We start from the raw sequence: 24,325 nt of genomic DNA on the forward strand, positions 1-24,325 counted from the left end.
GCTTGCCATCCGGTCCCATCTGCATTGGCATTGGCCGTCCCGGCATTGGCTGTCCGTTCGGCATCGGTGGTACCTGACGGTTTGGCATTGGTGGCACTGATCCTCTGGCAGAAGCACCAGGCTGTACCATCTTTGCATTATTCTGCATAACACCAATACGGCTTACCTTGTCGTTTGCAGTTTTTTCTTCTTTTTTCTCTGTTTTTTTCTTTTCTTCCTCTATGTGGATTCCCATATCAATCAGAAGCTGATTGACAAATTCTTTCATATCACCAACTGAGAATGTTCCAAGTTTATTCGTAAATGTGATCAGTCTTGCTACATAATTATCCCGATCCATCTCAAAATAATGTGCATTACAGATAACATCTTTTACAAAATTGCGAACCTCATTCAGATCCGTGATCTCCTTATCGACACCTGCAACAATAAAATAAACATTCAGGCTCTCAGGAGCAACAAACACATACTGGATATCCTTGGCAACATAGCTTAATGAGATCATATTCATTCCAAATGCTTCCAGACCGCTTAAAAGGTTATACAGTAATGTCAGCATCTGCTTCTTGTTGATCTCTTTCTTGAGGAACTCGGTCAACTGTACCTTGTTGCCAATCTCATAAATAAATTCTCTCTGATTATCTTTCTCTTCCAGTCTGTACGGTATAATCTGTGGAAATTTTCCACTCACACCCTTATCTACCTTTTCATCAATAATATCAGTCTGATCCAGCACATATCTGCAGTTATATGTATCTCCCGTTTTTGTAAGTAATACTTTGTTCTTCTTCATGTCCCTCTCTCCATTCATGATCCGGAAATTCCAATACTGTCCGGATAATTATTTTCCATGTATACACCAAAAGCAGGTATTCCTACCTGCTCGTGTTCACCCGATCCGGGTGATAATATATATTAGCTTAATTTGAAAATGAAATCTTCTCCGCCGATTGTGATCGTCGCATCATTCTTAAGCTTAACTTCCTGACCTTCTTCCAGCTTCACGCCATCTACCAGTGTAGCATTTGTCGCTTTGTTATCCTTCAGGTAACAACCGTCATCTCTCTGATAAATGATCGCATGTACTCTGCTGATCGCACCGTTTCCGTCAATTGTGAAATCAACACCACGGTTTGCCTTACCAAGCTTAAATACTGCCTTATTTACCATAACACGTTCCTTTGTGTTTACACGGATAATATATGGCATTGCCTTCGGCACACCCGGTGCAGGTTTCTTCTCTTCCTCCGGTGTCTGATCCTGTACAACACTCATGCCACCTGTAAGTTCAACCGTTGTTCCGGTCGCTCCTGTTTCAGGCTCTTCCTTTTCTTCAACAGGAACCGGTGTTGTAAGGGTTTCAGGCTCTACTGCATCCGCCTCATCTACGTCACCCGCTCCCCGGATCTGCTCCGTTGGATTATCAATAACCTCATCATCCTCCATCTCAACAGAAGCCTTCTGAATGATCTTTGCACGGTTGATTCTTATGTTCTTCATAACCGGTGGTTTCTCGATCAGATTATCCAGATCCTGAGTATCGATCAATACCGGTTTTTCTTCCATCTTACTTTCAGCAGAAATTTCTGTCACACCCTCAGCAGTATGTGCAATCTCCTTGATATTAAATGCATGTGGCTTTTCTTCACCGATGTCCGCCAGATCAGCACCTGTCAGCATCTCTGTCATACCTTCTGACTCTTCTGTCTCCTCCGGTGTCTCTATTGGAATCTCTGTCGCAAGCTTAATATCTTCCGCCTCTGCTTCTTCTGTTTCCGGTTCTGCCTCATCATGAGCCGTTTCTTCTAACTCTGCATCTTCATCCAGTGTAAGCTCTTCCAGATTACTCTCATCGAACAGATCCATATTTACAGAATTCAGTGCGCTGTCAACATCTGCATTCAAATCCAGATCTTTGAAGATCGTATTCTCTTCTGTCGGTTCTTCCTCGTACATCTCAAGGCCATCATCGTCATCATCGTCAAATGATATATCCTTAAATTCCGGAAGATCATCCAGAGAGGTATCACCCTGTGGAATATCCACACCCTGAGAAACCTCCACGCCGGAATCTCCAACATCCATAAATTCTTCTTCTACCTGTAATCCGGCAGCCTCCATCAGCTCTGTGATCTGACTTACAAAACCACGGATCGTGAACTTCTCTACATTCAGCATATTTATAAGCTTAGCAACATAATTACAATCTTCATCGTCCGCATATGTTGCATTCAGAATCAGGCCTTTTACAAAAGCCTTAAATTCCGCATTTGCTGCCACATCCGATCCTACCGGAATACAGATCATCTTTACATCAAACGTTACAGGATTTACATATGTAAAATCCTTATTCAGAATAACATATGAAACAGGGATTCCCAGATCACGCATATTCATAATTCCTGATGCAACCCCTCTGATTATACCCAGCATCATCTCTGCATGTACCGTGCCTGAAAGGAGTGCTCCAACTGTTGTTCTGTCCGTTATATTGTATGTAAGATAATCATTCTCATCATCTTCTTCATAAATGATATCAATGAGTTCTGCAATTTTATTATCATCAAGGTAATCAAGCAACTCTTCATCCAGATCTGTCTCATCATCCAAAACATAAGACAAATACTTTTCAGAGCCTATATTTCTTACTTTGAAATTCACTTTTCTCATCAAACAATCCTCCTATCACACGTTCTGCTGTGCATATAAGGTAACAAATTATCCCATTGTTCATGCATACTCTATAAGTATATATAATTTCACCATATATCGCAAGTCTTTTTAAAAAGAAATCGGCAATCTGCCCAATACATTACTGCGTATTAATATGTTCATCATATGTGGATGAGAAGATATGGCTTCCATCTCCGGCATCACTGGTATGATAATACAGATAATCGTTCTCATCCGGATATAATACAGCCTCTATCGATGCCTGACCCGGATTGCAGATCGGTCCTACCGGAAGTCCGGTATTTTTATAAGTGTTGTATGGTGATTCGATCTCCAGATCATCATAAGTAACCTCTGACTTATCATACATTCCGTCTGTCAGAGGGTACAGAACCGTCGGACACATCTGAAGCATCATATCGATCTTTAAACGATTATAGATAACACCTGCAATGATTGGTCTCTCACTGTCAATCTTTGCTTCACGTTCCACGATTGATGCCATGATCAGGATCTGATAATCTGTATATCCAAGATCTGCTGCCTTGGCACTGTATTCTGAGGTATAAACACTCCGGAATTTTTCCAGCATCGTATCAATCAGACTTGCCGCAGTCGTATCTTCATAAATATCATAGGTTGCCGGAAACAGATATCCCTGAAGGTCGTACTTCGCACCATCTGTATTCATGTCTCCGGTACTGAACGGGATCTGATGATTTCCGTTCTTTACTTCATTCAGGAATTCCTCCGAGCTGCAAATATCCTGCTCCTCACATTTTGCTGCGATCTGTTCGATACTGTATCCTTCCGGTATCGTCAGTGTATCAACAACTTCCTTGACAGGTTCTACATAACAAAGTTCTTCTATCATCTCGAGTGTACTCATTCCGGTGTTCAGTGTAAATGTACCGGGCTGGATCCGTCCTCTGTATTCTGATTCTTTCACTCGTAATACAAATGCATATTCATACTTGATCAGTCCAGCGTCATGCAGGATCGCTGCCACCTTCTTTGACGATGCTCCTTCCGGAATCTCGATCGTTACATCTGTTCCCGATGTGCTCTCCGTCCCCTTGTACTCATCCATAAATCCATCATAGACATTTTTAATCTTTAATCCGCCTATCACAACAAGGGCAATAACGACGACCAATACAATAATTACCTTAATACCTTTTCCGTTCTTCACTCTGCGTTTCTCCTTTTTCTGTTTGTAACTTTTTATTCCCCAATAAAAAATATACCCCAACCCAAAACAATGCATCCAACATTGACTTTGTAAAGCCTGTAATGATATGATAGCCTCATCATAAATGAAAGGATGCGATTTATTTTGGCAAATCCAATAGTAACAATTACAATGGAAAACGGTGATGTTATAAAGGCTGAGCTGTACCCGGACATTGCTCCTAATACAGTTAATAACTTTATCTCACTCGTAAAAAAAGGCTTTTACAATGGTTTGAACTTTCACCGTATCATCAATGGTTTCATGATTCAGGGCGGATGCCCGGAAGGAACCGGAATGGGCGGACCAAACTATAGCATTAAAGGTGAATTCTCACAGAATGGCTTCAAGAACGACCTGAAGCACACTGAAGGTGTTCTCTCGATGGCTCGTTCCATGCGACCGGATTCTGCAGGTTCCCAGTTTTTTATCATGCACAAGGCCGCTCCTCATTTAGACGGTGCATACGCTGCATTTGGCAAAGTAATCGAAGGAATGGATGTTGTAAATAAGATTGCAACAACCCGAACAACTTACGGTGATCGTCCTGTAAAAGAACAGAAAATGGCTTCCGTAACTGTTGACACATTTGGTATTGATTACCCGGAACCTGAAAAAGCCTGACTAAAATTCAGTATAAACTAAAACAGCCATTTTGGGAACAAATATTTCTCCAAAATGGCTGTTTTTTTTGCTTTTTTCTGTAACCCGGCACAACGATTCTCAACCGTCTCAGGTGAACTTATTTTTCGTTCAGATCCACATTCCAGAAGCCGTCTAATGTAGCAAAATAATCATCCGGTGTCTCTGCCCTGCGGATCAGTTTGGTACTGCCGTCTTCACAGAGGAGAACCTCTGCGGATTTCAGTTTGCCGTTATAGTTATATCCCATTGCAAAGCCATGTGCACCTGTATCATGAATTACCAGAACATCTCCCATATCGATCTTTGGAAGCATACGATCAATCGCAAATTTATCATTATTCTCACACAGTGAACCTGTTACATCGTATTTGTGGTCGCATGGTTCATTCTCTTTACCAAGAACTGTAATATGATGATATGCACCATACATGGCAGGCCGCATCAGATTAACTGCACATGCATCTACACCGATATATTCCTTGTGTGTATGTTTCTCATGAATCGCTGTTGTGATCAAATGGCCATAAGGAGCCAACATGAATCGTCCAAGCTCTGTGTAAAGGGCTACGTCACCCATTCCTGCAGGAACCAGGATCTCCTCGTATACCTTTCTTACGCCTTCGCCGATCGCAAGGATATCATTCGGCTCTTTATCCGGTGTATACGGAACACCTACGCCGCCTGACAGATTGATAAAGTCAAGCTTTACGCCTGTCTTTTCCTTAATCTCAACCGCTACCTCAAATAAGGTTCTTGCAAGAACCGGATAGTAGTCATTCGTCACTGTATTGCTTGCAAGAAATGCATGCATTCCAAATCTCTTTACACCTTTGCCCTTCAGGATACGATACGCCTCAATGATCTGATCCTTGGTCATGCCATACTTGGCATCTCCGGGGTTGTCCATGATCGTTGTGGAAATAGAGAATGTTCCACCCGGATTATATCTGCAGCAGATCTTCTCAGGAATTCCTGCTGTCTTTTCAAGGAAGTCAATATGTGTGAAATCATCCAGATTGATCGTTGCACCAAGCTTCTTAGCAAGAACAAATTCTTCTGCCGGCGTATCATTGGATGAAAACATGATCTCGTCTCCGGTAAATCCCAGTTTATCTGACATCATAAGCTCTGTCAGTGATGAGCAGTCCGTACCGCATCCCTCTTCCTTTAAGATACGAAGAATAGTAGGATTTGGGGTCGCCTTTACCGCAAAGAACTCCTTAAATCCCTTATTCCATGAAAATGCCTGATATAACTTTCTTGCATTTTCTCTGATTCCTTTTTCGTCATAAAGATGAAATGGTGTTGGGTATTTCTTAATCATCTCATCAACCTGTGCTTTTGTTACAAATGGTGTCTTCATGATCATCTTACCTTCCTGTTGTATTTTGTAATTCCGACTATATATTTAAGCACACACATCTGGATTTGTAAAGAATACATATCAGATTCTGCATTCTTTATCTGTATAATACCACAATCTGTGATCTCTTTATGCATTATTCTCGGCTGCAACAAGGTTATCGCTCTTATGCTTCTTACGAAGCAGCGGCTTCTCGATCTTACCGGTTGCATTTCTCGGTACATCCTCAAAAATAATTCTTCTCGGTCTCTTGTATCTTGGAAGCTCCTTGCAGAATTCATTGATCTCATCTTCGGTACATTCCACACCGTCCTTTGTCTCGATGATCGCTGCCGTGATCTCACCAAGTCGTGGATCTGCAAGTCCTATAACTGCTACGTCTTTGACCTTTGGATATTTACTCAGGAAATTCTCGATCTGTACCGGATAAATATTCTCACCACCGCTGATGATAACATCCTTCTTACGGTCAACCAGATAGATGAAGCCATCTGCATCCTGCTCTGCCATATCTCCGGTATACAGCCATCCATCCTTTAATGTTTCAGCCGTTGCTTCCGGATTCTTATAATAACAGGTCATAACGCCAGGTCCCTTTAATAGCAGTTCTCCAACATCTCCCTGCTTCACATCTTTACCATCTTCATCTACGATACGCACCTGCCAACCATATCCCGGCACGCCGATTGCACCAACTTTATCGATATTCTCTACGCCCAGATGTACCGCACCCGGTCCGATAGACTCTGACAGACCATAGTTTGTATCATACTGGTGATGTGGAAAATATTCTTTCCAACGTTTGATCAGGCTCTGTGGAACCGGCTGTGCTCCGATATGCATCAGTCTCCATTGATCCAGCTTATAATCTGATAATTTTACTTCACCTGATTCTAATGCCAGCAGCAGATCCTGTGCCCATGGTACTAACAGCCATACAATGGTACACTGTTCATCGGATACAGTTTGAAGAATCGTCTTTGCATTAACACCCTTTAACAGAACTGCTTTTCCGCCTGTGATCAGGCTTCCGAACCAATGCATCTTTGCACCTGTATGATATAAAGGCGGAATACATAAGAATACATCATCCTTTGTCTGTCCATGGTGCTTCTGCTCAACTGTAGCTGCATGCATCAAGCTCTCATGGTTATGTAAGATTGCCTTTGGAAAACCTGTTGTTCCTGATGAGAAATAGATCGCTGCATCGTCACTGTCTTTAATATCTCTCTTTTCAAATGTACTGGAACAGTTTGCTGTCAGCTTGTCGTAGTCCTCTGCAAATGTTGGGCAGTTGCCACCGGCATATAACAGAATACGCTTCTCTGCGATCTCATCTACAACTGTCTCAACTCGCCCGATAAATTCAGGTCCAAATACAAGTACATCCACATCCGCAAGCTCTACGCAGTATTTGATCTCCTCTGCATCATAACGGAAATTAAGCGGCACTGCCAAAGCTCCTGTCTTTAATGCTCCAAAATAGATTGGAAGCCATTCCAGACAGTTCATCATCAGGATACCGATCTTATCTCCTTTCTGGATTCCCCTGGAAACCAGAAGATTTGCAAAACGATTGGCTTTCTCGTTAAATACATTCCATGTGATCTCCCGTCTATACTGACAGGTTGGATTCGCCTCGATCAGCTCATATTCTCTCCATGTCACTCTTCTCGTCTCTGTGACATCCGGATTAATCTCAACCAGCGCTACATCATCCCCAAATTCTCTGGCATTTCTTTCCAGATAATCTATAATTGGCATACCTATATTCCTCCGTATATTACAACTTTTTCGCTCAAACGCTTTAACGCGTTAAACATCCATACCCTTTAGTATACTCAATCTCATCCGAATACACAAGCAGTTTTTTCTATAAATAATATCAGCTCAGGATTTATCTCTTTATATCTCCGGGTTCATTGCTGCTTTCAAGAAATCAATATACCGGTTCATGAGATTATTTCCACAGAATAATGTAATAGCCAGACCTACGCTTAAGAAAGGGCCAAATGCAAAATGATCGTTTTTACCATGGCTTCTGCGAACCAGACAGATCACGCCATAGATTCCGCCAAGGATCAGTCCGATAAAGAAACCAACTACTGTTGCCTTCCAGCCAAGCAAGAAGCCGGCAGCAAACATCAGCTTGATATCTCCGCCGCCAAAGCCTTCCGGAATAATAAGAACGATCAGATATAACGGAAGACTGATACAGATCATACCGATCAGTCTGGATACGATCGTAACCCCATCCATTGCAAGGAACTCAGATCCCGGAGCTGCATCGGACACGAACTGAAGGATCAGAGATACCACACCCATCACGAAAATAATGACATTCAGTATAAACGGGATCTCCATGGTATCCATATCTATAAAGGTCACTACCGTAAGAACCGCCAGAAACAGGAAATAAATAATCCCCTGTAACCCCATTCCGAAAAATCCGGTAAATAAAACTGCTGCCAGACCACCAAATATAATGATCCCTGCATTTCTGAACTTTCCCGGTTCATGCAGCCGCTCTAACTGCTGTTTCTCCGGTATCCAGTAGATCACCTTTGTCAGCAGATAGAAGATCACCATACCTGCAATAAAAAATCCAAGGCAGGCTGCCACCCTGCCAACTGTTCCTGATATCTCCAACCACGTCATATGCTTATACCCCTTTCACCTTTCATCTGTTTATAATCGCCTGCAAAACACCATTTTCATCTCACATGAATCATTCCGGCATGAACTTTACAACTATTTATTTCTATCGCATAACCACATTATATACTTCACGCTTTGGAACGCCACGGTCTGCTGCCGCCTGTTTGATCGCATCCTTCTTCGTCATGCCCTGTTTCTCATACATGGCAACATGTTCTTCTATCGTCATCGAAAGAAATTCCTGCTGCTTTTCTGCTTTTGCTGCAGCCACATCCATGCCCTCGATCACCATCACATATTCACCTCTCGGCTCATGCTCTGCATAATAGGCGATCGCTTCCGACAACAGAAACTGTTCGATTGTTTCATGCCGTTTCGTAAGTTCCCGGCAAAGTGTGATCCTGCGGTCGCCAAGTGTATCAAATAATTCCGCAAGTGTCTTCTGCAGCCGGTGTGGTGCTTCATAGATCACCATCGTTCTGGTCTCATCCTTTAATCCTGCAAGAACCTCTGCCTTTTCTTTCTTGTCCTGTGGCAGAAATGCTTCAAATGTAAACCGTCTGGTCGGCAATCCCGATGAGATCAGCGCCGTGATACAGGCGCATGCCCCTGGTACAGCTGTTACGGTTACTCCTGCTGCAAGTGCCTGCCGTACCAGCTCCTCGCCCGGATCCGAGATACCCGGCGTTCCTGCATCGGTTATAACGGCAATATTTGTTCCTGCAAGAAGCTTGTCCACCAGAACCTTCGCCTTATCATATTTATTAAATTCATGGTAACTGGTCATTGGCGTTTTAATCTCAAAATGGTTTAACAGCTTGATACTGTTTCTCGTATCCTCTGCTGCGATCAGATCCACTTCGGACAGTGTACGCACCGCCCGGAATGTCATATCCTCGAGATTCCCGATCGGTGTAGCGACCAGATATAATATACCCGCCATGTAGATTCTCCTGTTCTGTCTGTTTTATTTCTTTGCTTCTCCTTCATACGTGGCAAGAAGCTGTTCCGTGTAAACGCCCGGTTCTTTATAGACGATCAGCGGCGGCTCGATCTTGATTCTGGAATTACCGCCCTTTACGCCCTCTACGATCACCATATTCGGTTCTTTATCAATATATGGATGAATGAGCTGCATCCGCTTCGGTTCCAATCCATTTGCAAGCAGCCCTTCAAAGATCTCCGCCAGCCGGAATGGTTTGTGTATCATATAGAAACTGCCGCCCGGCTTCAGCAGATATGCTGCTGCTTCGATCACATCCGAAAGCGTCACGCAGATTTCATGTCTGGCAATATTCTTCGGTTCATCCGGATTCGTCAGTCCATGATTTCCGCTGATATATGGAGGATTCGATGTCACAATATCAAAAAAGGCCTTCCTGTAATTACAGGAGACCTCTCTGATATCTCCATGATCGATTCGAACCTTCTGTTCCAGATCATTTAATCGGACACTTCTTCCAGCCATCTCTGCACAGGCATCCTGAATCTCCAGACCGATAAATTGGCAGGTGCCGTCAGACGGCTCTTTTGCCGCCAGCAGGATCGGTATCACACCGGTTCCTGTTCCCAGATCCATGTACATGCCATCCCGTCTGTGCTTTACAAAATTTGCAAGCAGCACCGCATCCATACCAAAGCAGAACATATTCGGATTCTGTATGATATGATGTCCCTTGCATTGCAGATCATCGATTCGTTCATCAGGGAGAAGATCAATCATCAAACTTGGATTTCCCTCCCTTATCTTCCAGTGCTTCCAATGCCTTATATTCTTCGTCGCTGATACGCTCTGTACTTCTGCGTTTCTTCGGCTTGAATTTTAATTCACTGACCGGATATTCCATAACCTCTTTATTGTCATCCTTATCCGTAACAACAATCCTTACCTTCTGGCGAAGAACGCTTACAGATAAGACTTCACCTTTGTTTCCATCTGTTGTACGGACAAAATCGCCAACATTTGGAAGTTTTTCATTCAAATATTCATATGTGTCCTGTTCATGCTTCAGGCAGCACATCAGTCTGCCGCACACACCGGATATCTTTGTCGGATTCAGAGACAGATTCTGTTCCTTTGCCATCTTGATCGATACCGGAACAAATTCCGAAAGATGCTTATGGCAACACAGCTCCCTGCCGCAGATACCAATACCGCCGACCATCTTGGTCTCATCACGGACACCGATCTGCCGGAGCTCGATCCTAGTCTTGAATACAGATGCCAGATCCTTTACCAGCTCACGGAAATCAATTCTTCCATCTGCTGTAAAATAAAACAGCACCTTGTTATTATCAAATGTATACTCCGCCTCGATCAGCTTCATATCAAGCTTATGCTTTGCGATCTTTTCTTTACAGATCACAAATGCTTTTTTGCTCTTTTCCTTGTTATCTTCATTTTTCTTCTTATCTTCATCTGTAGCTACTCTTATGATGGTCTTTAAAGTAGATACGATCTTGCCATCGTCTATATTTCTCTTTCCCAGAACCACTTTGCCGAATTCAACGCCACGGGCAGTCTCCACGATAACAAACTGTCCACATTCTACATCATGATCTCCCGGTGAGAAGAAATAAATCTTGCCGTTCGGTCTGAACCGGACTCCTATGATCTCTTTCATTATTTATTCTCCTTTATAGTCAGAAGCATAAGTTCCATAGCCACATCAAAATTAACATTTGCTTCCAGACGGATCTTCGCCTTATCCATCGCCTTTAAAACATTCTCGATACCCTCATAGGAAATGTGAGCTGACTGTTTGCGGATATCTGTATAATATTCCTTAAACATCAGTCGTCCGGCATTTCCTGTGATCTTTAACATCAGGATGTCACGATACCACATCATCATCAGATCAATATAATCACTGATCTTCAGCTTATGATGGTTCATATTCTTGATCGCAAATATAATATCATCGACTGTCATATCCGGGATCCTGCGGAGAATGCCTGTTACATCCTCTATGATCTCTTTATATTCTTCACTGGTCGCAAGCCGGATCGCCTTACCCAGATTTCCCTGCGCAAAGTCCATACAAAAATCTGCTTTTTCCTTTGGAAGCTTCAGCTCATTCATCAGGTAATCCAGTACATCCCGCTCTCTGACAGGCTTGATATTCAGTACGATACATCTGGAAATGATCGTCGGAAGGATCTTGTCAATATTGCTGGTCAGCAGGAAAATGATCGCATACTCCGGTGGCTCCTCGATTGTCTTGAGCAGAGCATTCTGTGCATTTGCATTTAAAAGCTGTGCATCGTCGATCACATAGATCTTGTACCGGCTGCTATACGGTTTGATCGTTATATCTTTATTTACCTGATCACGAATCTCCTCTACCGAGATCACATTTGGCTTGTCATGTGTGACCCATATAACATCCGGCTGATTATCCGTATCCATCTGCTTGCATGATTTGCACTTGCAGCATGGTTCCGTTCCGCCTTCTTCACACTCCAGAGTCTTGATTATGGCACGCGTCAGAGTCTTCTTTCCGCTGCCTTCTTCTCCATTTATGATATAGCCCTGGGATACCTTTCCCATCTCTATACTTCTCTTAAAATGCTGGATTATATCCTCATGTCCGATAATTTCAGAAAATTCTATCATGCTATTCTCCTTGCTTATGCTATGGTCTTGCCAGCCATTTTTCTACATACGAAGTTATTATATCATGTATTGCCTCTTTTGGCAAAGCTGCATCGACTTTTACGATACGATCGGGATTCATTTCTGCAAGACTTCTATAACCCTCAACAACCTTCTTATGGAAGTCCAGACTTTCCTGTTCCATACGGTCAAGCTCTGCCTGATTTTTCTTTCTGGCAATACCGACTTCTGCATCCAGGTCCATTAAAAATGTCATATCCGGCAGGATGCCCTGCAAAGCAAATTCATTTACTTTATAAACGGTATCAATTCCAAGTCCCCGTCCGATTCCCTGATATACGGCTGATGAATCCACAAAACGGTCTGCGATAACTGCTTTGCCTGCAGATAATGCCGGCTTGATATTCTCCTTTACAAGCTGTGCTCTCGCTGCTGCATATAATAACAGCTCTGTCATATATCCCATCTCTGTAAAATCTTTATTCAAAATGACCTCACGGATTGCTTCACTGACAGCATTTCCGCCCGGATCTCTGGTGATAAGTACATCATATCCCTTTTTATTCAGATAATCCTTTAACAGTTCGATCTGTGTTGTCTTACCGGCTCCGTCCGGACCTTCCATCGTTATAAATATTCCCTGCATATATTCCATGCTCCTTTATGTGTTTAATCATATTTGTAAATGAATGATCGTCATCTAAACACCTGAACTTTTGATGTTTTCTTTACCGCACAGGTTCTGTAACCGGAATATAGATCCCATCCGTCTGATATTCGACTCCGATCATATTCAGACCGGTTTCCACCATCTGCGTAATATCCCGGATCACCTGCCCGTCGATCTTCTCGCCCGGTGTTATAACTGCAATTCCAGGTGGATATGCATATACATAATCTGCCGCTATGCTTCCTTCCGCCTCTGCCAGCTTCTCTCTGCTGCTATCCAGTCTCCACGCTGCTCCCGGCGTCATAACCTGCTCCGGCAGATGAAACCCTGTACTACATAAAACGGCATTCTCCATATCCGGTAGCACCGACATGGAATCTGCATGGTTCATCTGATCTGCATTTCTTCCTGCTTTATCCGCTGCTTCTGTCAGCTCCGAATCTATATGTTTCAATATCTCATAGAGATGCTCAAATGCCTTTTTCTTATCTGCAAATGAGGTCATCAGGATCACATGATGCGTTCCTGCCATCTCAACCACCTGCTGATATTCCGCCGCTAATACATGCGCAAGCCACGGTCCTGTAGCCGGAATGTCGTTCCGGCTGTCCGTTCCCGGTTCTGCCGGGTGCACACCTGATACAGTAAATACAAGCTTACCTTTATCATAAGCATAACATGTCTGCTTCGGTTGTAACAGTCTGATATGCCTCAGTTCCTTACATTTTTTTCGAAAATGCTTTAGTCGTTTTCTATATGCATCAAATACTTCCGGATGATTCCCCGCATATACGACTGCTTTCTCCATGCTCTGTGTGAACAGATAAGAGGGTGATGATGTCTGAAAAATATGCAAATACCGCTCCACCTTCGGAACCAGCTCCTTCCGGTTCACATGAAGAAGTGCTGTCTGTGTCAGTGAAGGAAGCGTCTTATGCGTACTCTGTATGACCAGATCTGCTCCTGCTGCGACCGCTGACAGATTTCGTTTCGGCATAAACGGGAGATGTGCTCCATGTGCCTCATCTACGATCAATGGAATATTATATGGCTCAAGCACATTTTTAATCCCACAGATATCTGATATCACGCCCTCGTACGTTGGGGATGTGATAACAACCACAGCCGGCAGCCTGTCCGTTTTTTTTAGTTCATTTAATGCCTGTTCCATCTGTTCCGGTGTGATATCTGCAAATATATCCGTTCCCGGCAACAACTCCGGTACGACATATTCCGGCTTCAGATTCAGAAGACTGACTGCATGGCAAACCGATTTGTGACAATTCCGTCCCATCAACACAGATGCCCCCTCCGGTGCACAGGCATACAGGGCTGTCAGGATGCCTCCGGTGGCTCCATTTACCATCATATAGGTTTTCTCCGTACCATAAAACCGCTGCATCTGCTCCAGACTGTCCTTCATGAACAGCTCCGGTTCATGAAGATCGTCCAGCCCTTCTGCTTCCGTAAAATCCCGGAGAAACATATTTTCCCAGAAATCATCTTTAAATACATCCTGCCTTTTATGTCCCGGCATATGCCATGGGTAATAATCCCCTTTCCTGTATCTGTCCAGATATTGATTAATATATTCTTTCAAGCTGATCTCTCCTGTTCTATAAGAAGAAAGACCGGAGAATCTTATCTGCAAAAAATCCCTGTTCTCTGCAAATAAAACCATCCAGTCTCCATCCTTCATCTTTAGCTGCCAATTATATTATGTATCATTTCCAGCTGACTGCGAAGTGCTTCTACATCGATCTGTCCCGGTGCAGAAGGGATTCCCGCAGTTGCGAATGAGATACAATTTCCGTACATTTCTCCGGTCGTTCTTGTGGATACGCCAAGCTCACCCATCGAAATAACGATCAATGGTGTCTGATTTCCAGATTCCTGAAGCTCCTTTGCAGCCTGCATCATATCAACAACCTGAGAGCCATCTTCCGGCATCATTGCAATCTTTGCAATATCTGTTCCGGTATTGATCATATCTTTAAACCGGTTTACGATCTGCTCCATCGGTAGCGTAGTCTTAAAATCATGATTCGATACGATAACCTTTACGCCATGTGCATGTGCTGTCTCGATCACTTCCGTCACGAATGGAATATCATAGAAATATTCTACATCGATCAGATCCGCATATCCGCTTTTGATCACATGCAGAAGCATTTCCCGGTACTGATCCGGTGTAATATCATGACTGCCGCCTTCACTTCTGGTACGAAATGTGAAAATGATCGGGAACTCAGATAACTTATCCTGAATCTTTTCCAGCGTCTTTGTTAATATATCCATATCCAGACAGTCCTCAAAGCAGTCTGCCCGGAATTCTACCAGATCTGTCTTAGATCTTTTGATCGTACGGATCTGCGCATCTACATCATAGTCTGTCGGTGCAACCATCGGTACGCAGATCTTAGTTGCGCCCTCACCGATCCTTACCCTTTTCACTTCTACTACATTCATATCATCTGTGCTCCCGGAATTCTTTTCTCCTGCTATTTCTGTATATCAATGACCTGATCATTTACAAGCTCATCTGCTATGGCTGTTATATCTGCCTTTACTTCTTCGCCTTCTCCGTCTGCCCATACATTGACATTTACAACCAGGTAATCCTTGTCGTTGACAGGATAGAAGTAATAATAATCACGGATATTTGTTCCGTAAACTTCTGAATTTATTACATAGCAGTCCAGTGTCTGGCCATTTGCACCTGTAACCTGCTCCATCTTCTTATCAACTACTTTGCCATCTTCTCCAAGATAATCAAAATATGCTTCAAAGTTCTCGCATTCTTTTTCTTTATCACAGTCCGGTGTCAGTGTGTAGTATACATTGTACTTATCATTGTAAATATCAACTTCAGAATCATCTGCATATCCACGGTCATAGCCGGACGGATCCTTGATCGCGATCGTATAGCTGTCGCCTGACATCTTGATGCCGGAATAGTCCTGATCATCAATATCAGCACTGTCTACGACCATCTCAGAATCATCCTCAATGTCTGAGATATCTCCAAGATCAATATCAGAAGATGTCAGATCTCCAAGACTGATATCATCCTTTATATCTGCTGATGAACCAAGTGCCTTTTTCCATGCAGATACGATCTTTTCCAGATTGTCTGTGTTCATATTATTCTGCATGTAATCATCTGTCATTTCTGTATAATCGATCACATTCTTGGAAGAATCCGGTGTCTTAATCTCAGTACCAAGATCACCTAATTTAATCTCCCCGCTCAAATCTGCATATACAGTAGAATCACCGTTTGTTACCTTCAGGGAATCTATAGCAACTGTATAAGACTTTCCTTTGTTGATATCCTTCAGGCTTCCTGTCAGATCATAAGCAAATACAGGCTGTTCTGCTGCTGAAACTGTCATATGGCTCTCAAATGCATTTGTTGATTTTACAAATGAACTGTTCTGTGTAAGGGTTGCGGTCGTTTCTCCATTTACAACAACTGTCTCTTCCAGCTTCTTTGTATATGAACCCTTGCCATTCTCACTCTTGTCACTGATCGTAACAGATGCAAGTTCTTCTTCATCCTTTGTAACAGAAAGTGCTGCATAGATATCATCAGCCGGACTGTCTGTACCCATAAAGTCAACTGCCAGTGAGGCCTCTGCATTAAGTACAGTAAACTTGTAATCCATACCCAGTTTAACAACTTCATTATGCTTTACATATACATTTAATACAAAATCTCTTGAGAACAGCATACCATAATAGGTTGGTACATAATTAAATATCTGTGCAAGATCTGATCTTGTTATGTCAGCAGACTCAAGCTGCTCATCTGTTATAAATTCAGATGCATATGCATTCAGATAATTACATAATGCGGTAACATATGCCTTTACATCTGCAGTTGGAAGTGTAACTGTATACTGTTTACAGGAAACAGAATCTCCATTGTGATTCTCTACTGTTGCATTTCCGACCTTATCAAAAGAAATTGCCTTCTTAAGATCCTCATTTGCAGGAGTCATATATTTCTCATACAGCTCCTTCACTTTATTCTGTGCATCTGTATCAAGATCAGATGTATCAAGTGCATCCATCATAGATGCCAGATCCATCTTAAACACATCATTGTATAATTCCGGCAATTCAAAATAAATCACCCGGTCAACACAATACACACTTGCGGATAATGCCTGATCTGCGATCGAAAGAGAACCATTCAGATTCATATTATATGAATTGTCACTCTGCTTCTCAAATGCACCATTCAGATCCAGATTAGATCCTGCGATACCATCCATCTGATAGATACTATTGACTGTCATATTGACATCAAAATCCATCTTGTCATCACTGAATTCTGAAATACCGGTTGCTTCCTCCACCGGAGATTTATCTACCGTATCAGTAATTGTTTTCTTGATCGAACTCTTGATCACTTCTTCCGGTGTTTTTCTTACAAGGAAGAATACAACAGCAACAATTGCAGCAACTAATACCACTGCGATAAGTGAGATCAATGCGATCTTGCCGCCTTTTTTCTTCTTTGGTGCAGGAACCTGATATGGAACCTGATCTCCATATGCATTCATTTCCGGCTGTACATAACCGCCATTGCCTGCGTCTGCATTATAGTCTGCATAGCCACCCATATTCGGATCCGCATTATAACCGCCATATGCATTTCCATTTGGATCTGCGTTGTAACCGCCATATGCATTCCCATTTGGATCTGCGTTGTAATTGGCATATTCCCCATTATTCGGAGCTGCCTGATAACCGTCTGGATTTTCTGGAAATCCCTGATTCATATTATTTTCGTCCATTTGTCTTTCCTTTCATAATAAATATGTTACAGAAATCAGCTTTCTGTTTATATTTGTCTTAAGCCCTGACAAATCTTACATTAGTAGATATCTCCGGATTTGTCAAAGCATTTGCCTGATTTTAATTTACTTTTAATACCTCTATATTCCTTTAATCCTCATCAGACAAGCCAAGCTGCCCGATCAGGCTCTTCGGAACATACGCCTCCACGAAAATGCCATCCTCCAGATATTCTTCTGTGATCATTTCGCCATATTTTCGGATAAGCCCCGGTTTTCCCGCTTCCTGATAGGAAAATGTATGGCGGATATAGGTTTTCTGATCCCGGAGAACTTCTTCGATCACCGACAACAGCTCCGGTATACCTGCTCCGGTTCTTGCCGACATATAAACCATACGATCCGCTCTCAGATCCTTGATCGATGACTGATCGGCATCCTCCGGCAGCTTATCGATCTTGTTAAATACCGTGATCACCGGCCGGCCTTTCTCGTCATCAATATTCAACTGTCTGAGCGTTGTATATACTGTAGCAACATGATCATCCCAGTTCGGATCCGATGCATCCACCACATGAAGGATCACATCACTGTATCTGGCTTCTTCCAGTGTTGACTTGAATGCCTCTACCAGATGATGCGGAAGTTTTCGGATGAATCCGACTGTATCCGTAAATAACACCTGCTGCCCCGCCGGAAGCTCCGCATTCCTTGTTGCAGGATCCAGTGTTGCAAATAGCTTATCTTCCTCCAACACTCCGGCATCCGTCAGCTTGTTCAACAGGGTGGATTTTCCTGCATTCGTATATCCTACGATGCTGATAACCGGGATTCCGGTCCGGCTTCTCTGCTTTCGCTGTTCCGTCCGTCGGTTTTCCACCTGCCGCAGATCCGCTTTCAGCTTGGATATACGGTCTCTGATCACTCTTCGGTCAATCTCCAGCTTTTTCTCACCAGGTCCTCTGGTTCCGATTCCGCCACCCAGACGTGACAGGGAATCCCTCATTCCGACCAGTCTGGTCGCACGGAACTTCAACTGTGCAAGCTCGACCTGCAGCTTGCCTTCATAACTGCCTGCATGTGCCGCAAATATATCAAGGATGACCATTGTACGATCCATAACCTTGATCTCCAATGCATCCTGCAGATTCATCAACTGTGCCGGCGACAGCTCATCGTCACACACCACTCCGGTCGCATCATACATTGCGATCATGCTCCGAAGCTCTTCTACCTTTCCTCTTCCAAGATACAGGTCACTGGCTGCCCGGTCCCTGCTCTGGATCAGACGTCCAACCGACTGTGCTCCTGCTGTCTTTAACAGCTCCTCCAGTTCGTCCAGCGACTTTTCTGTTTCAGAAACCTCCACACCATCCATCGCTGCAGCAAACAGGATAACCCGTTCCTCTGTTTCCGCCAGAACCTCGTAGCCGGGTTTCTGTTCATTTTCTGACTTAATCTCCAATTATGCTTCTCTCCTTTATATCAGGATATCTTCAACCATTGTTTATTCCAGTTCGATCCATATTGTATAACTTTCGGATCGGTTGCCTGCCGCATCTTCTGCGTAACAGGATATCTCATAGCTTCCCGGTATATCCTCCACCCTGGAAAGATCTATAACAAGCTCTGCATCCTCTGTTGTATCCTTCTCTGGTGTCCATCTGTATTGGATGATCTGTTTCTCATTGTCATAAGCAGTAATATTTCTGGCGATCAGGTCTGCCAGTTCTTCTTTATCTCCATGATATCCGGCCAGATATAACCGGTCTGGCAGCATCGTAATAACCGGAGCTTCTGTATCAACAACCCGGATAAATATATCCCGCTCTATTTTCTTTCCATTGTCATAGAAAGAATACGCTAACTTATATTCCCCCGGTATCTGATTATCCACCGTACCATCTACCATAAGCCGGTCTGTTACATTCTGTCTGTCCGATGAAAATGCCATGACACCTGTTCTGCTGTCAAACGGTTCACCAATCTTGATCGTATGATCCTCTGCGCCATAGATCGCTGCCGTTCCTTCATACGGGCTGCCATCTGCCGTATCTGTCGGATCCCATCCGGTTTCAGACACATCTGCAAATGTATATGGCTGCTGCGGTCTGCCAAGCGGTCCCGGATAGTCACTGTTAAACAGATAAACCTGTGTCCCCGGCAGACAGTTCTCATAGATCCACTTGACATCTGCCACACATAACCGGATACAGCCAAGGGATGCACCCTCACCAAGCTTGTTATATTCCCATGTTTCCAGCTTATCATGTTTATTTTCTGTATATGGCACAGAATGGAAATAAATTCCTCCATGAATCTGATATGCATATTGTCCATATACATTTCCCTGCAGAAACGCCCATTCCAGACGCTTCTCTGTCGTCGTAAACAATCCGACCGGTGTTGTATCATCCAGTGAGATCGAGCACCGCATTGCTCTTACCGGCACTGTATAATATCCCTCATCATCCAGACTGTATACCGTTACGATATTCAGTGTCCGGTTGATCCTGATCGCATAAGGCATCCCGTTATCATCCAACCGCAGACCATTATATTCCTGTTTCTGCGGAAGCTCTGCAACTTCAAGGATCTCTGCCTCTCTTGTCAGATGAAGTACCTCCTGCAAGGTCTCTGTTCCCTGCCCGGTTCCATCCTCCGGTGTTGCCTCTTTATATATGGATATCTTTCTTCTGCTTGTTTCTCCTGCTCTTGTAACAGCCATCACTCCGATACCCACCAGTACCAGAATATAGACTACAAAAAATAAAAAGCCTTTTTTCTTCATATGTGACCAGACCTTCCAGTTATTTTATTCTAGCATATAACTATTTTATCAAATCTAAATTTATCTTACATATCCGGTTACCCGGTTTTGCTGCGCATTTATTTTCCTGCATCAGAAATCATTTTCTTCCGCAAACCGTCATTTTCACTAAATTACCTCAATCATTTTCTCCATACCTTTTTGCCGTATAAGCTATTTACACTTTTACAAAAATGTATATAATTCTATAAAGCAGAAAGGAGGATGCAGCAATTTTAAATGCTGCCGTTTATATATATGAAAGATTTAACCGAAGGAAAACCAATAAAAGTAATCTGGCTCTACGCTCTTCCAATGATCCTGGGTCAGATCGCACAGCAGCTTTATAACTTCTGTGACTCCGCTATCGTCGGAAACTGTATCAATCCGGAAGCACTTGCCGCAGTTGGAGCGACCAGTGTTATTTCCAACACCCTGATCGGCTTCTTAAACAGTGCCACTCTGGGTCTGTCCATACCGATTGCCCGATATTTTGGTGCGCAGGATAAGAAAAATATGAGAAAATGCATCGGTGTTTCTGCCATTCTCACACTTGTCTCCGCCATTGTACTTACCATCGTAGGATTACTGTTTATCTATGACCTTTTGGTGCTTCTTGATACACCTGAGGAAATTATACATATGGCTGACAACTACGTCAAATATATTTTAGCCGGACTGATCTTCTCCGCTGTTTATAATTTTGGTGCAAATCTGCTGCGTGCTGTCGGTGACAGCAAAACACCGCTTATCTTCCTGAGCATATCCGTTGTATTAAATATCGGTCTGGATCTGCTGTTCATTCAGGTCTTCCAGTCAGGCGTTGCTGGTGCTGCCATCGCAACTGTCATCTCGCAGGCAGTCGCAGGAATTGCATGTTTTATCTATATATTTACAAAGTGTCGTTTTCTGATTCCGGAAAAAGACGAATTCCGTGTTGCCCGTGCAGATTTTAATGATCTGGTACAGTCCGCTCTGGCTATGGGCTTCATGAGCTGCATCGTTAATTTCGGTACTGTCACCTTACAAAGCTCGATCAATAAATTAGGAACAAATATCATTACTGCACATACGGCTGCCAGAAAGATCTTCGACATTCTGGATGTCGTTCTCTATATCATCGGAAATGCAGTTACAACATTTGTCAGCCAGAACCTGGGTGCAAAGCGGATCGACCGTGTAAAAACAGGTGTCCGTGCCGGCATCATTATCAATACGATCGCAACCACGATCATCATTCTGATCGGATTCCCTGCTTCCCCGCTTCTGATCCGGCTGATCGCAGGAACAAATGACCCGGCAGTCATCGATCCGGCAGTTATGTATATAAGGATCAGCGTCTGCTGCTTCTATGTCCTTGGTCCTTTATTTGTTCTCCGCTGTGCAATGCAGGGTATGGGAAGAAAGATCGTACCGGTTCTTTCCAGTACCATGGAAATGGTAGGAAAAATCCTTGCTGTTCTGTTCCTTGCTCCTGCACTTGGCTATCTCGGTGTTGCGATCACAGAACCGATCATCTGGGCAGCCTGCACGCTCATGCTTACGATCATGTACCTGTCCAATCCTCCGGAGAAAATGTTTGCTTCTATTTTAGGATCTTCTTCAGCATATGAACACGATTAAATGGGAATGAGAAATAATATCCGTCTGCAAAATCATCTGTCACCGCCATGAATTCTCTGGCGATCTGGACACCACAGGCTTCTCCTTCTTCCCGGCTCATATCTTCCCGGTATCGTTCTATGATCGTATCCGGTATCTCAATACCGGTCATTTCGTTTTTCATAAATACCGCATTTTTGCGGCTGACAAGGGGCATCAATCCAACCAGGATCGTTGCCCCGGTTTCTTTTTTCATCTGCCTTATAACATCTGCCTGCTCGGCTGAAAAGATCGGCTGTGTCATAAAGAAGGTCGCTCCCGCTGCCATTTTTCTTCTGATCCGTTCTGTTTCTGCCTTGGTATTCATCCGGTTGTGATTGATCGCCCCGCCATAGGTAACCGGATGGTCGGTAAATGTATCACTGTTCATCTCCTGAACAATCTTCATCATTCCAACCGAATCAAAGTTAAATACACTCTTTGTTGTCTGACGGAACAGTACCGGAACCGGATCCCCTGTCAGCAAAAGGAAGTTCGTGATGTGGTTCAGACTTGAACCAAGGATCGTAGAACGGATCGCAATCGCATTCTTATCCCGACAGCAGATATGCGGCATTACACATAATCCGGTCTCCAGCCTGATCTTCTCTGCCATCAATACGGAATCCGCTCTGGTTCTTCCGGATGGGGAATCCGGGAAAGTTACAACATCGACCTCTGCATTTTTTAATATATGCGCCGCATCTAATAGCTTTTCATCATTTGCATTCAATGGTGGCACCAGTTCAACTGCGATCAGTTTGTGGGCAGGCTCTTTCACCCGGCGTTCCATAAATCCATATGCCGGATGCTCAGAGACAGTAATCTTCTCTGCCTCTGTTTCTGTTTTCCTAACCGGATGATCGGCTGATATGCCTGCTGCGATCCTTCGGATATACTCCGGTGTTGTACCGCAGCAGCCGCCAAAGATACCGACATCAAGAGCTGCGATCTCTTCCATCTTCTCAGTAAAATATTCTGCATTATCTGTGAATGTCAGACGATTGTTCAGATACTTCGGGTATCCGGAATTTGGAAACACCGACAGAAATGTCGTATCGTCCGGTACGATCTTCCGGATCAGCTTCTCCATATGTCCGGGACCGACACCACAGTTTAAACCGGTACCATCAATATACGGGCAGGCATTTGCCTCTGCGATCAGACGTTTTGCAGACAGCCCTGTATTGCTGTAACCAAACTGATTCACGCTGAAATGTACCAGGATCGTACAGTCATGGTTTTCTTTCAGATATGTAACCGCCGGAAGGATCGTTTCGAGCTCCGGGAAGGTCTCAAATAACAGGATATCGATTCCCTGACTGAGCAATGTTTCTCCAATCGCAATATATTCCTGTGTCAGCCGGTCAGAATGCAGCATACCTTCGACAGGAATCGGTCCGATATCACCTGCAAGATAAATTTCCCGATCCACTTTGCCCGCTGCCATTTTTGCACACATAACCGCTGCACGGATATTCTCTTTCACTTTTTCCATATCAGCAGAAAGACTCTTTGTATTTGATGCAAATGTATTCGTCCGGACAAACTGTGCGCCGGCCTCTATATATTCTGTATGGATCCCGATAACACGCTCCGGCGCTTTTATATTAGCAAGCTCCGGAAGATTGGAAAGTCCTGCACCATTTTCTGCCCTGCTCCCATCCCCATATAACGATATATAATAAGTACCAAACGCTCCATCTGCAATGATACGTTTTGTCTGTATGTATTCCTTTAATTTCATAAAAATCTGCTTATCTCCTTGTTCGTTTCAAAATCCGACTTGCACAACATTATAAATCAAAAAATGATCTGCATGCAAGTCTGTCATTTCTGACTATCCTGCCTACAGATCATTTCATTTAATCAGAACATTATGATACCTTTATCATCTGCTCTTTTTCAGCAACGTACTTCATCATCCGAAGCACATAGGATGGCATCTTTCTTTTTCCTGCCTCCCAATCCTGCACGGTACGATATGGAATTCCATAATAGTCACAGAACTTTTTACGGTTCATTCCCATACTGTCTCGAAGTTTCCGGACTTCATTTCCATATACTTCTCTCTCATCCATTCTTGTTTCCTCCTTAACCCATTTGTATTCGTCCCCAAAACCAATACAGCATCAGTTTACAAAAATACCGGTCAATTTGCAATAGTCCCTGCAAAAATGTCCCATTTTCTGTCTTATTTTACCGTTTTTTAGT

General features: G+C 43.4%; 20 protein-coding genes. 2 read left to right on the plus strand and 18 right to left on the minus strand.

Translation table 11 applies throughout. The annotated features are described in order from the left end of the window. The 3 genes from DWW85_RS05185 to mltG form a co-directional block, all read right to left on the minus strand. The coding region (locus DWW85_RS05185; RefSeq protein WP_147340895.1) for a DUF6382 domain-containing protein at nt 1-793 on the minus strand (793 nt) is incomplete at its 3' end. Between the two features lie 122 nt (nt 794-915). Next, nucleotides 916-2,670, minus strand: a complete 1,755-nt coding sequence (locus DWW85_RS05190; RefSeq protein WP_117807785.1) for an FHA domain-containing protein — start codon at nt 2,668-2,670, stop codon at nt 916-918. Between the two features lie 142 nt (nt 2,671-2,812). Then, nucleotides 2,813-3,865, minus strand: a complete 1,053-nt coding sequence (gene mltG, locus DWW85_RS05195) for an endolytic transglycosylase MltG (RefSeq protein WP_242996046.1) — start codon at nt 3,863-3,865, stop codon at nt 2,813-2,815. A gap of 144 nt (nt 3,866-4,009) precedes the next feature. Between mltG and DWW85_RS05200 the strand changes: the two genes are divergently transcribed. Further along, on the plus strand, nt 4,010-4,528 hold the full coding sequence (locus DWW85_RS05200; protein ID WP_021944557.1) for a peptidylprolyl isomerase: 519 nt from the start codon (nt 4,010-4,012) through the stop codon (nt 4,526-4,528). A gap of 118 nt (nt 4,529-4,646) precedes the next feature. Here the strand turns inward: DWW85_RS05200 and DWW85_RS05205 are convergent, their stop codons facing one another. From DWW85_RS05205 to DWW85_RS05265, 13 genes are all read right to left on the minus strand, one after another. Next, complete coding sequence (locus tag DWW85_RS05205; RefSeq protein ID WP_179960555.1) at nt 4,647-5,912, minus strand: diaminopimelate decarboxylase; 1,266 nt, start codon at nt 5,910-5,912, stop codon at nt 4,647-4,649. Between the two features lie 129 nt (nt 5,913-6,041). Beyond that, on the minus strand, nt 6,042-7,676 hold the full coding sequence (locus DWW85_RS05210; RefSeq protein WP_117784635.1) for a class I adenylate-forming enzyme family protein: 1,635 nt from the start codon (nt 7,674-7,676) through the stop codon (nt 6,042-6,044). Nucleotides 7,677-7,817: 141 nt separating this feature from the next. Then, nucleotides 7,818-8,570, minus strand: a complete 753-nt coding sequence (locus DWW85_RS05215; protein WP_117807788.1) for an A24 family peptidase — start codon at nt 8,568-8,570, stop codon at nt 7,818-7,820. A 103-nt stretch (nt 8,571-8,673) separates the two neighbouring features. Further along, the gene (gene rsmI / locus DWW85_RS05220; protein WP_117807789.1) at nt 8,674-9,513 is read right to left on the minus strand and encodes a 16S rRNA (cytidine(1402)-2'-O)-methyltransferase; all 840 of its coding nucleotides are present in this window, start codon (nt 9,511-9,513) and stop codon (nt 8,674-8,676) included. Nucleotides 9,514-9,537: 24 nt separating this feature from the next. Then, nucleotides 9,538-10,293, minus strand: coding sequence for a tRNA1(Val) (adenine(37)-N6)-methyltransferase (locus DWW85_RS05225; RefSeq protein WP_181983894.1), 756 nt, complete (start codon nt 10,291-10,293; stop codon nt 9,538-9,540). Further along, a complete protein-coding gene (locus DWW85_RS05230; protein ID WP_021944363.1) occupies nt 10,286-11,194 on the minus strand; it encodes a stage 0 sporulation family protein in 909 nt (302 codons plus the stop codon). Before DWW85_RS05230 ends, DWW85_RS05225 begins: the two co-directional genes overlap by 8 nt. Beyond that, on the minus strand, nt 11,194-12,186 hold the full coding sequence (locus DWW85_RS05235) for a DNA polymerase III subunit delta (RefSeq protein WP_117807793.1): 993 nt from the start codon (nt 12,184-12,186) through the stop codon (nt 11,194-11,196). The genes DWW85_RS05230 and DWW85_RS05235 overlap by 1 nt, the downstream gene beginning before the upstream one ends. 19 nt (nt 12,187-12,205) lie before the next feature. After that, nucleotides 12,206-12,832 carry a dTMP kinase gene (tmk, locus tag DWW85_RS05240; RefSeq protein ID WP_021944361.1) on the minus strand — a complete coding sequence of 209 codons (627 nt, stop codon included), beginning with the start codon at nt 12,830-12,832 and terminating at the stop codon, nt 12,206-12,208. Nucleotides 12,833-12,914: 82 nt separating this feature from the next. Then, nucleotides 12,915-14,555, minus strand: coding sequence for an aminotransferase class I/II-fold pyridoxal phosphate-dependent enzyme (locus DWW85_RS05245; RefSeq protein WP_117807795.1), 1,641 nt, complete (start codon nt 14,553-14,555; stop codon nt 12,915-12,917). Between the two features lie 2 nt (nt 14,556-14,557). After that, on the minus strand, nt 14,558-15,325 hold the full coding sequence (gene aroD / locus DWW85_RS05250; RefSeq protein ID WP_021944359.1) for a type I 3-dehydroquinate dehydratase: 768 nt from the start codon (nt 15,323-15,325) through the stop codon (nt 14,558-14,560). Between the two features lie 32 nt (nt 15,326-15,357). Beyond that, the gene (locus DWW85_RS05255) at nt 15,358-17,661 is read right to left on the minus strand and encodes a hypothetical protein (protein WP_117807797.1); all 2,304 of its coding nucleotides are present in this window, start codon (nt 17,659-17,661) and stop codon (nt 15,358-15,360) included. A gap of 151 nt (nt 17,662-17,812) precedes the next feature. Continuing rightward, nucleotides 17,813-19,126, minus strand: a complete 1,314-nt coding sequence (gene hflX / locus DWW85_RS05260) for a GTPase HflX (protein WP_330584338.1) — start codon at nt 19,124-19,126, stop codon at nt 17,813-17,815. Between the two features lie 42 nt (nt 19,127-19,168). Continuing rightward, nucleotides 19,169-20,452: a L,D-transpeptidase family protein gene (locus DWW85_RS05265; protein ID WP_117807799.1), complete on the minus strand. Its 1,284-nt coding sequence runs from the start codon at nt 20,450-20,452 to the stop codon at nt 19,169-19,171. Nucleotides 20,453-20,728: 276 nt separating this feature from the next. Here DWW85_RS05265 and DWW85_RS05270 point away from each other — a divergent pair, with 276 nt between their 5' ends. Then, nucleotides 20,729-22,093 (plus strand): MATE family efflux transporter, encoded by a 1,365-nt coding sequence (locus DWW85_RS05270; RefSeq protein ID WP_117808127.1) that lies wholly within the window; start codon nt 20,729-20,731, stop codon nt 22,091-22,093. On the opposite strand, the gene DWW85_RS05275 is transcribed toward DWW85_RS05270, so the two are convergent. Both DWW85_RS05275 and DWW85_RS05280 read right to left on the minus strand, forming a co-directional pair. After that, nucleotides 22,056-23,858, minus strand: coding sequence for a bifunctional homocysteine S-methyltransferase/methylenetetrahydrofolate reductase (locus DWW85_RS05275; RefSeq protein WP_117807801.1), 1,803 nt, complete (start codon nt 23,856-23,858; stop codon nt 22,056-22,058). The two genes, DWW85_RS05270 and DWW85_RS05275, sit on opposite strands and share 38 nt — an antisense overlap. 130 nt (nt 23,859-23,988) lie before the next feature. Further along, the gene (locus DWW85_RS05280; RefSeq protein WP_021944353.1) at nt 23,989-24,192 is read right to left on the minus strand and encodes a helix-turn-helix domain-containing protein; all 204 of its coding nucleotides are present in this window, start codon (nt 24,190-24,192) and stop codon (nt 23,989-23,991) included. Nucleotides 24,193-24,325: the final 133 nt, after the last annotated feature.

Origin of the sequence: Clostridium sp. AF17-21AC (assembly GCF_003461365.1) — a bacterium.
Lineage (GTDB): Bacteria > Bacillota > Clostridia > Lachnospirales > Lachnospiraceae > Coprococcus > Coprococcus ammoniilyticus.

What these genes read in the sequence shown, in the direction of transcription:
- DWW85_RS05190 (WP_117807785.1), bottom strand. Translation starts at nt 2,670, where the DNA reads ATGAGAAAAGTGAATTTCAAAGTAAGAAATATAGGCTCTGAAAAGTAT.
- DWW85_RS05205 (WP_179960555.1), bottom strand. Translation starts at nt 5,912, where the DNA reads ATGAAGACACCATTTGTAACAAAAGCACAGGTTGATGAGATGATTAAG.
- DWW85_RS05210 (WP_117784635.1), bottom strand. Translation starts at nt 7,676, where the DNA reads ATGCCAATTATAGATTATCTGGAAAGAAATGCCAGAGAATTTGGGGAT.
- DWW85_RS05215 (WP_117807788.1), bottom strand. Translation starts at nt 8,570, where the DNA reads ATGACGTGGTTGGAGATATCAGGAACAGTTGGCAGGGTGGCAGCCTGC.
- rsmI (WP_117807789.1), bottom strand. Translation starts at nt 9,513, where the DNA reads ATGGCGGGTATATTATATCTGGTCGCTACACCGATCGGGAATCTCGAG.
- DWW85_RS05225 (WP_181983894.1), bottom strand. Translation starts at nt 10,293, where the DNA reads ATGATTGATCTTCTCCCTGATGAACGAATCGATGATCTGCAATGCAAG.
- DWW85_RS05230 (WP_021944363.1), bottom strand. Translation starts at nt 11,194, where the DNA reads ATGAAAGAGATCATAGGAGTCCGGTTCAGACCGAACGGCAAGATTTAT.
- DWW85_RS05235 (WP_117807793.1), bottom strand. Translation starts at nt 12,186, where the DNA reads ATGATAGAATTTTCTGAAATTATCGGACATGAGGATATAATCCAGCAT.
- tmk (WP_021944361.1), bottom strand. Translation starts at nt 12,832, where the DNA reads ATGCAGGGAATATTTATAACGATGGAAGGTCCGGACGGAGCCGGTAAG.
- DWW85_RS05245 (WP_117807795.1), bottom strand. Translation starts at nt 14,555, where the DNA reads ATGAAGGATGGAGACTGGATGGTTTTATTTGCAGAGAACAGGGATTTT.
- aroD (WP_021944359.1), bottom strand. Translation starts at nt 15,325, where the DNA reads ATGAATGTAGTAGAAGTGAAAAGGGTAAGGATCGGTGAGGGCGCAACT.
- DWW85_RS05255 (WP_117807797.1), bottom strand. Translation starts at nt 17,661, where the DNA reads ATGGACGAAAATAATATGAATCAGGGATTTCCAGAAAATCCAGACGGT.
- DWW85_RS05265 (WP_117807799.1), bottom strand. Translation starts at nt 20,452, where the DNA reads ATGAAGAAAAAAGGCTTTTTATTTTTTGTAGTCTATATTCTGGTACTG.
- DWW85_RS05270 (WP_117808127.1), top strand. Translation starts at nt 20,729, where the DNA reads ATGAAAGATTTAACCGAAGGAAAACCAATAAAAGTAATCTGGCTCTAC.
- DWW85_RS05275 (WP_117807801.1), bottom strand. Translation starts at nt 23,858, where the DNA reads ATGAAATTAAAGGAATACATACAGACAAAACGTATCATTGCAGATGGA.
- DWW85_RS05280 (WP_021944353.1), bottom strand. Translation starts at nt 24,192, where the DNA reads ATGGATGAGAGAGAAGTATATGGAAATGAAGTCCGGAAACTTCGAGAC.